At 64.3% G+C, this 11,302-nt stretch carries 8 protein-coding genes; 5 read left to right on the top strand and 3 right to left on the bottom strand.

Translation table 11 applies throughout. From position 1 onward, the window contains the following. The first annotated feature begins 68 nt into the window (after positions 1–68). Complete coding sequence (locus tag B2527_RS14450) at positions 69–470, top strand: GFA family protein (RefSeq protein WP_293714999.1); 402 nt, start codon at positions 69–71, stop codon at positions 468–470. Between the two features lie 22 nt (positions 471–492). On the opposite strand, the gene B2527_RS14445 is transcribed toward B2527_RS14450, so the two are convergent. Continuing rightward, the gene (locus B2527_RS14445; RefSeq protein WP_293714998.1) at positions 493–1,773 is read right to left on the bottom strand and encodes an NAD(P)/FAD-dependent oxidoreductase; all 1,281 of its coding nucleotides are present in this window, start codon (positions 1,771–1,773) and stop codon (positions 493–495) included. Between the two features lie 128 nt (positions 1,774–1,901). Here B2527_RS14445 and B2527_RS14440 point away from each other — a divergent pair, with 128 nt between their 5' ends. Further along, positions 1,902–2,705 carry an NYN domain-containing protein gene (locus B2527_RS14440; RefSeq protein WP_293714995.1) on the top strand — a complete coding sequence of 268 codons (804 nt, stop codon included), beginning with the start codon at positions 1,902–1,904 and terminating at the stop codon, positions 2,703–2,705. An 18-nt stretch (positions 2,706–2,723) separates the two neighbouring features. Then, positions 2,724–3,344, top strand: coding sequence for a glutathione S-transferase family protein (locus B2527_RS14435; protein WP_293714993.1), 621 nt, complete (start codon positions 2,724–2,726; stop codon positions 3,342–3,344). A 19-nt stretch (positions 3,345–3,363) separates the two neighbouring features. Here the strand turns inward: B2527_RS14435 and B2527_RS14430 are convergent, their stop codons facing one another. Then, positions 3,364–4,266: an alpha/beta fold hydrolase gene (locus B2527_RS14430; RefSeq protein ID WP_293714990.1), complete on the bottom strand. Its 903-nt coding sequence runs from the start codon at positions 4,264–4,266 to the stop codon at positions 3,364–3,366. Between the two features lie 79 nt (positions 4,267–4,345). On the opposite strand from B2527_RS14430, the gene B2527_RS14425 reads away from it, so the two are divergent. After that, a complete protein-coding gene (locus tag B2527_RS14425) occupies positions 4,346–4,726 on the top strand; it encodes a MerR family transcriptional regulator (protein WP_293714988.1) in 381 nt (126 codons plus the stop codon). A 79-nt stretch (positions 4,727–4,805) separates the two neighbouring features. Here the strand turns inward: B2527_RS14425 and B2527_RS14420 are convergent, their stop codons facing one another. After that, the gene (locus B2527_RS14420; protein ID WP_293714986.1) at positions 4,806–7,892 is read right to left on the bottom strand and encodes a TonB-dependent receptor; all 3,087 of its coding nucleotides are present in this window, start codon (positions 7,890–7,892) and stop codon (positions 4,806–4,808) included. A 927-nt stretch (positions 7,893–8,819) separates the two neighbouring features. Here B2527_RS14420 and B2527_RS14415 point away from each other — a divergent pair. After that, positions 8,820–11,273 carry a GH92 family glycosyl hydrolase gene (locus tag B2527_RS14415; protein ID WP_293714983.1) on the top strand — a complete coding sequence of 818 codons (2,454 nt, stop codon included), beginning with the start codon at positions 8,820–8,822 and terminating at the stop codon, positions 11,271–11,273. Positions 11,274–11,302 lie beyond the last annotated feature (29 nt).

The following is an 11,302-nucleotide window of genomic DNA, read 5'->3' as shown; positions in this document are numbered from 1 at the left end:
CATGGCTCGGCACTACCGGGGGTCTTTCCCGTGTAGATTCGGCATTCCTCTTGCAGACGGACCCCGTGATGAAAGGACAGTGCCTGTGCGGTGCAATCGAAGTGATCGCCAACGATCGTTCCGAGATCGGTCTGTGTCATTGCAGCATGTGCCGGCGGTGGTCCGGTGGCCCGCTGTTTGCCGTACATTGCGATGACCAGGTGCAGGTGATCGGCAGCACGTTGGCCACCTACCGCTCCTCGGACTGGGCCGAGCGCGGCTTCTGCTCAAAGTGCGGCACGCACCTGTATTACCGGCTGGTACCGGCCGGTGAGTACTTCGTCCCGGCCGGCCTGTTCCACGAGCAGGCGTTCACGCTGGCCAGCCAGATCTTCATCGACGAAAAGCCGTCGTACTACGATCTGGCCAACCAGACACCCAAACTCACCGGGCGCGAAGTATTCGAGCAGTTCGCCAACGGCAACAGCTGATTGCCGCTGGCGCAACCGCCGATCACGCCGCGGGCTCCTTGCCATCATCCTCGTCGGCATCGCCGAGGATGATGCGCGCGCTGCGTTGGTAGCTCCAATAAGCCACCGCCCAGTTGAGCAGTACCACCAGCCGGTTGCGGAAGCCGATCAGGAAGAACACGTGGGCGGCCAGCCAGAACCACCAGGCCAGCAGCCCGGACAGCTGCAGATTGCCGACATGCACGATGGCCGCCATGCGGCCGATGGTGGCCAGGTTGCCCTGGTCGTTGTAGCGGAACGGCGCCGGTGCGGGCTTGCCGGCCAGGCGTGCGCGGATCACCTGTGCCACATGGTTGCCCATCTGCTTGGCTGCCGGGGCCACGCCCGGCACCGGCCGGCCATTGGCCTGCATCAGCGACACCAGATCGCCACCGGCAAAGATCTCCGGGTGACCGGGGATGGTGAGGTCCGGTTCCACCTGGATGCGGCCGGCACGGTCCAGCGGCACGTCCAGCGTGCGTGCCAGCGGTGAGGCGGCGACGCCGGCGGCCCACACCACGGTGCGCGCCGGCACATGGGTATCGCCAAGCTGGAAGCCCTGCCCGTCGATATGGCTGACGGGGGTGCCGGTTAGCACTTCCACGCCCAGCTTCTCCAGCTGGCGGCGTGCCTTCAGCGACAGCACTTCCGGGAACGAAGACAGCACCCGCGGCCCGGCTTCGACCAGCCGCACCTTGGCATCGGCCGGATTGATATGGCGGAACTCATTCTTCAGGGTATGTCGGGCGATCTCGGCCAGCGTGCCGGCCAGCTCCACGCCGGTAGGGCCGCCGCCCACAATGGCAAAACTCAGCCAGGCTGCGCGTTTGGCCGGGTCGGGTTCGGCCTCTGCGCGCTCGAAGGCCAGCAGCAGTTTGCGGCGCAGGTAGAGCGCATCGTCCAGGGTCTTCAGCCCGGGCGCATCGGCCGCCCATTCGTCGTGGCCGAAGTAGGCGTGGGTGGCGCCACTGGCGACCAGCAGCATGTCGTAAGCGATCTGGGTGCCATCGCCGAGCTGCACCTGCCTGGCGTGCTTGTCGATGGCTACCACTTCGCCCAGCCGTACCTCGATGTTGCGTTGCCTGCCGAGGATATGCCGCAGCGGGGCAGCGATGTCCGGTGAGGACAGGCCGGCGGTGGCCACCTGGTAGAGCAGGGGCTGGAACAGATGATGGTTGCGGCGGTCGATCAAGGTGATGCGCAGGGGGGCCTTGGCCAGCGCTCGGCTGGCCCAGAGCCCGGCGAAACCTCCGCCGATGACGACCAGGTGCGGGTGTTGCGGCATGACGTACTCCGGTGGGGGCCGGTGAACCGGCCGTGGGGGCGGGTTGTCAGCGGCCATCATCGCATTGATGTGCATTGAAACAGCGATGACCGATACTGACGGTCAGCTTGCCGCCATGGAGTCACCCCGTGTCTGAGCCAGAGAAGCGTATCGCGCTGTTGATCGATGCCGACAACGCGCCTGCGTCGAAGATCGACGAGATCCTTGTGGAAGTGGCCGCCTTCGGCGTGGCCAACGTACGCCGTGCCTACGGCGACTGGAAGAATCCGCGGCTGAAAGGCTGGGAAAGCGTGCTGCATGAGTTCGCCATCCGCCCCATCCAGCAGTTCGCCTATTCCAAGGGCAAGAATGCATCGGATATGGCGATGGTGGTGGATGCGATGGACCTGCTGTACGCGCGCAACCTGGATGGCTTCGCGATTGTCTCCAGTGATGCCGACTTCACCCCGCTGGTGATGCGCATCCTCACCGACGGGCTGAAAGTCTATGGTTTCGGTGAGCAGAAGACGCCACTGGCCTTCGTCAACGCCTGCTCCAAGTTCATCTATCTGGAAGCCTTGGGCAACGAGACGCAGGAGGTTGTCGAGTCGAGCGTCGCCAGCACGGCGGTGCCCGCAGCGACGTCTACCGAAACGGCAGAGCCGCCCGCAGCGCCAATCAAGCCGCGCAGCGCGCATGAGCTGCGCGGTGACACGCGTCTGCTCAACCTGCTGCGTGGCGCAGTGGATGCGGCGGCAGACGAACAGGGCTGGGCGCTGTTGAGTTCGGTCGGCAACCAGATCGCCAACCGCGCATCGTTCGACTCGCGCAATTACGGCTATCGCAAACTGAGTGAGCTGATCGATGCCACTGGCCTGTTCGAGGTCAAGCGCGCGGGCAAGGCGTCGGCCGTGCGCGCGCTGCCGCGCAAGGGCGCACGTGAGGAATCCTGAGTTGAAAGGAGTGGATGCATGTTGAAGATATGGGGCCGGCGCAATTCCAGCAATGTGCGCAAGGTGTTGTGGTGCGCCGAGGAAATTGGCTTGCCATATGAGTCGATCGAGGTGGGTGGCGCGTTTGGTGGCACGCAATCGGCAGAGTACTTGGCGATGAACCCGAATGGACTGGTGCCGGTGATCGAGGACCATGGCCTGCCGGTGTGGGAGTCCAACGCCATCGTGCGTTACCTGTCCGCGCGCTATGCGCTGGATGTGCTGTATCCGGCCGATCCCATCGTGCGTGCGCGCAGCGAGCAGTGGATGGATTGGACTACGTCGAGCTTTGCGGTGGCCTTCCGTGACCTGTTCTGGGGCGTGGTACGCACGGCACCGGCAGATCGTGACGAGGTCCGGATTGCCGCTGCCCTGTTGCGTTGTAGCGAACTGTTGAGCCTGGCTGATGCGGAACTCGCGACCCAGCCCTGGCTGTCCGGCGAACACTTCGCGATGGGCGATATTCCGCTGGGTGCCTTCATCTACGCCTGGTTTGAAATGCCGATCCAGCGCCCGGAGCTGCCGCATCTGGCGGCATGGTATGCACGTCTGCAGCAACGGCCGGCGTACCGCAAGGGTGTGATGACGCCGCTGACCTGAGCAGCGGCGTCGGTTGTGCTCAGCGGGTGGATTCCAGGAAGGCCGCCAGATCGCGGTTGAAATGGTCGGCCTGTTCCAGGAACGGTGCGTGGCCGGCGTCGGCATAGAGCTTGTGGGTGACCGAGGGCTTCAATGCCTGCGCGCGGGCCAGCGACGGCCCGGTCTGCACCAGGGCATCCTGTGCGCCATAGATCAGCAGCAAGGGCTTGTGCAGCGCGCCCAGCCCTGCAGGTGCGTCCAGCGACATGCCATGTACGGCGGACTGCATCTGCGGCGAGGCCAGGGCGGCATTGGCGAGCAGGCGCTGGAAGGTTTCCACTGCCGGCGGGGTGGCAAAGCACAGGGCAAGGAAGGCGCGTTCGGCGTCCAGCCGCGTGCGCAGTTCCGGCGATACCAGCTCACCGTAGAGCTGCGGATGCGCAACGATCTGCGCGGGTTGCAGCTCGATGACCGCACCCACGTAAAGCGCGCCAGCGATATCCGCGTCACCGTGCATGGCCAGGTAATTGGTGATCACCGCCGCACCCAGCGACCAACCCACCAGCAGCGGCTGCTGGGCACCGCTGCCGGCGATCACCGTGGCCAGGTCATCGGCCCAGCGGCGGCCGTCGCGATAGGCATCGGCGCGCTCGGGCTTGCCGGACAGGCCATGGCCACGCAGGTCATAGCTGATCAAGCGGTAGTGCTGCAGCTGCGGGCTGTGCATCTGTGCTTCCCAGCTCAGGTGGCTGCCGAGCAGGCCGTGCACGAAGATGATGGGGCGGCCGTCCGGATTGCCGGTTTCCTGCACGGCGATCGGCACGCCATCCGGCGCGGTGAGGGTATAGCGAGCGGGCGTGGCAGCCGCCAGCAGCGGCATGCTGGCGAGCAGCCATGACAGCAACAGAGCGTGCCAGCGTTGATGGGGGCGGAGCGGCTTCATCGGCATTCCTGGAGGAGAGAGGCTTGCTAGTCTTCGGCCTGACACCAATGTCAGGGTCAAGCCCCGAACAGGAACCACCATGCAGCATCCCCACGCCGGTACGGCATTGAAGATCGGCGAGCTGGCGGCGGCCAGCGGCGTCAGCGTCCGCGCCATCCGCCATTACGATGCCCACGGCCTGCTGGCATCGGCGCGCGGCGGCAATGGCTACCGGGTGTTTCCGCAGGCGGCGACTACGCAGGTGCGGCAGATCCAGCGCCTGATCGGCGCGGGCTTCAGCCTTCAGGAAATTCGCAGCTTTCCCGATTGCATGCGATTGATCGAGGGTGCCCCGGCCTGCCCGGAAACCGCGCAGCTGCAGCGCCGGCGGCTGGCCACGCTGGACCGGCAGATCGCCGATCTGGAGCGACGACGTGCGCGCCTGCGCAGCATGCTGGTTGAAGCTGGCGAAGCGGCATAAGTGAGCGCGCAGGAAAAAGCCGCGCTGTTGCCAGCGCGGCTTTTCATTAGCTCCGTGCGCTTGGCACGCTTACAACGTCTTAGAACTTCCAGTTCACGCCGAAGTAGACGACCCGGCCTGCGTAACCATTGGAGTAGAAGCGGGCCTTGGTGTCTTTGCCCAGATGGGTACGCGTCTCTTCCTTGGTCAGGTTCAACACCGAGGCACTGAGGCTCAGCGCCGGGGTGATGTTGTAGGCAGCGTTCAGATCGATCTGCTGGTAAGGCTCCTGGTAGAGGTTCAGGCCGCTGACCAGACCCTGCACCACTTCGCCGCGCCGGTTCCACGAGGCACGCAGCAACAGTTTTTCCACCTCATAGAACACGGTGAAATTGGCCTGGTTCTCGGCGCTGCCAACCAGCGGCGACTTGCCAATCTCGGTGCCGTCTTCCAGGGTGATGGCCGCTTCGTTGGTGTCGTTCCAGGTGTAGTTCGCCTGGAAGCCCAGGCCGAAGTCCAGCGTGTGCTGGGCGTAGAACTCCAGGCCCTGCGACACCGCATCCCGTCCACCTGCAGTGGTGGAGTAGTTCTGCACGATTACGCTCTGGCCGCCGATGTTCTGGGTCACGTCCTGCACCACCGGTACCGAGAAGTTGCTGACGTCCTTGCGGAACAGGCCCAGGCCCAGCACCGAGCCGGGTTGGAAGTACCACTCCACACCGATGTCGTACTGGGTGGCCTTGTAGGCTTCCAGATTCTTGTTGCTGCCCGAGCCGTACCAGCCCTGCTGATTGGCACCACCGGTGAGGCGGCGGTCGCTGATATATTCGGGGCTGTAGTATTCCAGGCTGCCCGGTGCGGCGATGTTGTTGTAGCTCGGGCGCGCAATTACCTTGGAGGCTGCTGCGCGCAGCAGCAGGTTGTCGGTGAGGTCGTAGGCCAGGTTGAAGCTGGGCAGTACGTCGGTGTAGCTGCGGTCCAGGCTGGTGACCGCGAACGACTCTACGCGTTGCTCGTCGTCCGAGAGTCGCCAGTAGTTTTCGCTGCCGCAGTAGGTATCAACGGGTGCGCCACCCGGCACCGGATCGGTATCCTGGCAGGCCAACGGGTTGCCGTTGGCGTCGTCGAAGAAGTAGTCGTTGTAGGACGTTACTTTGTCGGTGGAATCGGCGTGCTGGCGTGTGCTGACCACACGCACGCCGACGTTGCCGCGCAGGCGTTCGGTGCGGAAGTTGGCCTGCAGGTAGGTGGAATAGATTTTTTCGTCCACGTTGTAGACGAAGTTGTCTTCCTGACGGGTCTGCATTGGCCCGTAGGTGTTGTTCAGATAAGCGATGTAGGCCGGATAATTGATGGCCGGGAACGCGCTTGCATTGATGCCGCCGGTCAGGTTCCCCATGCCGTAGATGAAGTCGGGCGAGAACTGCTGGGCCACGTCGTTGCAGCGGCCGTTCCAGTAGCGGTTGGCGTAGTCGCTCGGGTCGGTACCAGGGCAGGCCCAGTAGCTGTTGCCGGTGCTGCGGTGGATGCCACCGTCACGGTACTTGACGCCGAACTGCAGCGATTCCAGGAAGCCGCTGTCGTTGTGCCAGGTGGTATCGATCTGCGCGTACTTCTGCTGGTTGGTGTTGCGGGTCCACGACGAGCCGGTGGAGCCGAGGTCAACCTGCAGGATGCCGTTCTTCAGGTTCTGCATCAGTTCCGGCGAGAACGCCATCGACGGCGTGCCAGTCAGATTCCAGGAGCTGGCCAAGTTGCCCAGGTTCCAGCTGCCGTCTGCATTCTGGCTGCGCGGCTTGAGCGGCACCGAGAACTGCAGCGACGGGCCGCCCTTGGCCCAGGTGCGGCCGCCCTTGAAGGCGATGTCGACCGACTCACCGCGCCATTCGGCGGAGAAATCTGCGGTCTGCGACAGTGCCTTTTCGAGGTTGTAGCTGCCGGTGATCTGCGGGGTGGGCACGGTGCAGTCGTCGGAGCCCCAGCCGCCAGGCTGCCGACCGGCCTCGATCTCTTCCTTCGTTGGCTCCTTGCAGTAGTACGTCTTGCCGGGGTGCCTGCTGTAGTCGGCGCCGGTAACGATGGTGCCGCTCGGGTCCATGGTCAGACCATCGAGGAGGCGGCCGCCAGCCCAGTTGCCGTCGCCCCAATAGCGGGCGATGTTCCATTCCGGCACCTTGATGGTGTGGGTCTGGGAGTCCTGCGACAGGTCGAAGCGGAAATAGTTCGCGGTCAGGGTGAGGTTGTCCAGCGGCTTGAACTGGAGGGTCAGCTGGCCGCCCTTGCGCTCGCGTTCCTCTTCCGTGACATCGAGGTTTACCGAGGTCGGCATCATGAAGCCGGTGTAGTACTTGCCGTTCTGGTCGTAGAAGCCGGTGCCGCCCCACCAGTTGGAGTCGAAGTCCGAGGGGTTGCCGTGGACGTCGACCGCGGTGCCGCCTTCGTCACGGCCATACCACGACCAGCCTTCGGTGCTGGCGCCCATGGTGCGGGTGGTGCGCTTCTGGTCGGTATAACCGACGAACACGCCGAAGCGGTCGTCCTTGTCATGCCAGGCGTAGGAGGCTGAAAGCTGGCCGTCGGTCTTCTTGGTGGTGTCGGCCCAGGTGCCTTCCACGGAGACGAAGCCGGTGTTGGCTTCCATTTCCAGCGGGCGACGCGTGTGCAGGATCACCGTGCCGCCGATGCCGCCTTCGTCGATGCGTGCTTCCGGCGACTTGAACAGCTCGGCGCTGCCCAGCATGTTCGACGGCAGCAGGGTGTAGTTGAACGAACGGGTGGGGTCGCCGTTGGATTCAGCGGTGGCCACGTAATTGCCGTTCAATTCGGTCAGGGTCAGCTCCGAGGACAGGCCTCGCACGCTGACGTTCTTACCTTCGCCGCCGTCGCGGGTGATGATCACGCCGGGCACGCGCTGCAGCGCGTCGGCGACGTTCTTGTCGGGGAACTTGCCAACGTCCTCGGCGGTGATCACCTCGACCACGGCATTGGCGTCGCGCTTCTGCTCAAGGCTTTTTTCGATGGCGTAGCGGTAGCCGGTGACGTTGACGCTGTCGAGCGTGGTGGCATCGGTGCTGGTGGTGGCCTGTTGCGCGAATGCGGCGCCGGGGACGGCGGCCACGGCGAACAAGGCTGCGGCAATGGCGGCGGACAAGGTGTCGCGCCCGTGCTTGCGTGTGATCTGTTTCATTTCTCTCCCTCTCCTGGATTGAATCGCTAACTGTCACGGTGACTTGTATCGATCTAAAAACGGGTAAAGCCGAAGCCTTGTCGCATTCGCTCAATGATGTGTTTGGCGTTGGAGCAGGGTTCCGTTGCCGGGATCGTGGGGGCGTCGATTTGGATCGATCTAAACGATTGGCGCGCATTTTTTAGCACAGCCAAAGGCTTGACGCATGTTGCTGCGCAATATGGCCTTGCTCCCTCCCTTTGGCCGGAAGCCAAGGGGAGGGTTTGGGAGGGGTTGGTTTTTGGGGCCTTACCGGGAAAGCCCCTGCCGAGCATGGCTCGGCACTACGCCTGGCTTCCTCCCTCTGGCCACAGGCCAAGGGGAGGGCTGGGGAGGGGTTGGCTGTTGGGGCTTTACCGGGAAGGCCTCTGCCGAGCATGGCTCGGCATTACAGGCCGCCGCTCTCCCGTTTACGGGAGAGGGGTTGGGGTGAGGGGGGCTTTGGGGCTCTACCGGTAAGCCCCTGCCGAGCATGGCTCGGCACTACAGGGGGGATTTTTGCTGCACAGGGGGGATTTTTGCTGCGATGTTGCGCCGCAGAATGCGCTGGGCGAAATGCTCATGCTTTACTTGGATCGATCTAAATTTTCGGCAATGTGATGCGGGGGAAGCAGAAGGGGCTGCGCAGGGCGCGCCTTTGTCTGCCGCAACTCACTGAAAACATTGCTGCAAGCTGCTTTGCATGGCCCGTTGTTCGGTACTCGCACCCCCCAGCCGCTGTCGTGACGGCTGTTGGGGCAGGTGCCGGGGCCGCCCGTTTTTGCTGATGCCTGGCATCTCTCCCCATCCCGTTCCCGGATGGGCTGGAGATCAGCGGCCCGGCTGGTCCGGGCCACCCTTTGCCATAACGCCATCCACGCCACACCGACCGACCCAAGGATCCAACGCATGAGCCGATCGCCGACCTTCGCACCTCCCCGCCGCCTGCTGGCAACGGCTGCCTGCCTGCTGGCACTCGGTGTCGCGTCGCTGCAGGCCGCGCCCTCGGCCGCGCTGGAACGCGAGGTCAACACCTTCATCGGCAGCAAGGACGACGGCAACACCTTCCCGGGTGCCTCGGCGCCATTCGGCCTGATCCAGGTCAGCCCGATCGGCAGCCATTATTCTGGCTGGCGCTATGACGATGAAAAGATCCGCGGTTTCGGCCACTCCTTCATCTCCGGCGCTGGCTGCTGGGAGCAGGGCGGGCAGGTGTCGGTATTGCCGGTGACCGGCAGCATCGGGCCGGGCGGTGATTTCGATACCCAGGACCCCAAGCGCTTCGACCACAAGAACTACGCCTCGGCGTACAGCCATGATGGCGAAGTCGGCCAAGCCGGCTACTACAAGGTTCGCCTGACCGACTACCGCGGCATCGACGTGGAAACCACCGCGTTGACCCGCGCTGCCGCCGAGCGCTACACCTTCAGCGCGGGCGTCAGTGAAGGCCAGGTGCTGGTCAATGTTGCCCAGGCCAATGAGCGCCATTCGGTGATCGGCAGCGTCATCGACGTGGTCGGCGACCGTGCGGTGGAAGGCAAGCTGGTCACCAAGAGTTTCTGTGGCGGTCACCAGTACACCACCTGGTTCCGCATCGAGTTTGATCGGCCGTTCAAGGCCCATGGCACCTGGGGTGAGGAAGGCGGCCTGCCCGGCGCACGCCACAGCATGGAAGGCGAAGCCAAGCCCAATGGCGCGTGGTTGAGCTTTGACCTGGCCGATGGCCGCAGTGTCACCGCCACCAGTGCGATCTCGCATGTGGATGCCGAAGGCGCACGCAACAACCTGCGCAGCGATGGCATGCAGGGCGGCAAGCTGCTGAGCTTTGATCGCATGCGCGCGCTGTCGCAGGCGCAGTGGCGCGAACAACTGGGCAGCGTCAAGGTAGAAGGCGCAAGCGCCGATGATCGCACCGTGCTGTACACCGCGCTCTACCATGCGCTGCTGCAGCCGATGACCGGCAGTGATGCTGACGGTCGGTATCGCGGCTATGACGATGTCATCCATCGCGCCGATGGTTGGACCTACTACGAGTACTTCTCGCTGTGGGATACCTACCGCACGCAGAACCAGTGGCTGGCACTGATCCGCCCGGAAGTCGCGCGCGATATCGGCCGCAGCCTGCTTGCCATCAATGAGCAGGGCGGTTGGTTGCCACGCTGGGGTTACGCCAACTTTGAAACCAATGTGATGACCGGCGACCCGGTGACGCCATTCATGGTCGACCTGTGGCGCTTCGGCGCGCTGAAGGGGCGCGAGGCGGAAGCGTGGGGCGCGCTGCGCCGCAATGCCTTCGAGATGCCGCCGATCAATTCGCGTATGGCCGGCCGTTCCGGCAATGCCAGCTATCTCGCCAATGGTTATGTGGCCTATGACCGTGCCTTCCCGTCCAAGGGCATGGACGTTGATCCGCACCACGGCGGCTCGGCAACGCTGGAATACGCCCTGGCCGATTGCGCGCTGGCGCAGATGGCGGATGGTCTGGGCCACGCCGACGATGCAGCGACGCTGCGAACTCGCGGTGGCAACTGGCACAAGGTGTGGGATGCGGATGTGCGCGATGCCGAAACCGGCTTCACTGGTTTCCCGCGTCCGCGCGACGAGAACGGCAAGTGGTATACGCCGGCCGATGGACATTACAGCCCGCGTTCGCAACACGGCTTCCATGAAGGCACCGGCTGGCAGTACCAGTGGCTGGTCCAGCAGGACGTGCCCGGCATGCTGCAGGCGATGCATGGCCGCGAACAGGCCGGCAAGCGTCTGGATGCGTTCTTCGCCTATGACGCGCTGCTGCAGTCACCGCTCACCGCTGCACGCAAGGAATGGGTGGTTGGTCCGTACAGCTATTACAACCAGTACCGCTACAACCCGAACAACGAGCCTGACCTGCATTCGCCGTGGATGTATACGCTGATCGGCCAGCCGTGGAAGACCGCCACCGTGGTCCGCGCGGCGCAGCAGCTGTTCACCAATGCGCCCAACGGCGTCACCGGCAATGACGATCTGGGCACGATGTCGGCCTGGTATCTGTTCAGCGCGCTGGGCCTGTATCCGGCAGTTCCGGGCAGCGGCCAGTTCCTGCTGCATGCACCGCGTTACAGCAAGGCCGAGATCACCCTGGGTAACGGCCGCACCCTGCGCCTGCTGGCCCCGGGCGCTGATCCGCGCAGCCTGCAGTACATCCAGAGCGTGCAGGTCGACGGCAAGCCGCAGCCGGCCGTGTGGATGGACTGGCAGCGCCTGCAGCAGGGCGGCGATGTGCGCTTCACCCTGGGCGCGCAGGCGCCGGAACAGGGCTGGGGCACCGCCTCGGCGGACCTGCCGGTGTCGTACTGCGCCACCCCGGGCAGCGCCCAGCGGTGAGTTCGGGCAGCGCCAAGGCCGGAAAGAAG

Origin of the sequence: Stenotrophomonas sp. UBA7606, from assembly GCF_002477705.1 — a bacterium.
In the GTDB taxonomy this organism is placed as follows: Bacteria; Pseudomonadota; Gammaproteobacteria; order Xanthomonadales; family Xanthomonadaceae; genus Stenotrophomonas.
This window is presented reverse-complemented; position numbering and strand designations above follow the sequence as displayed.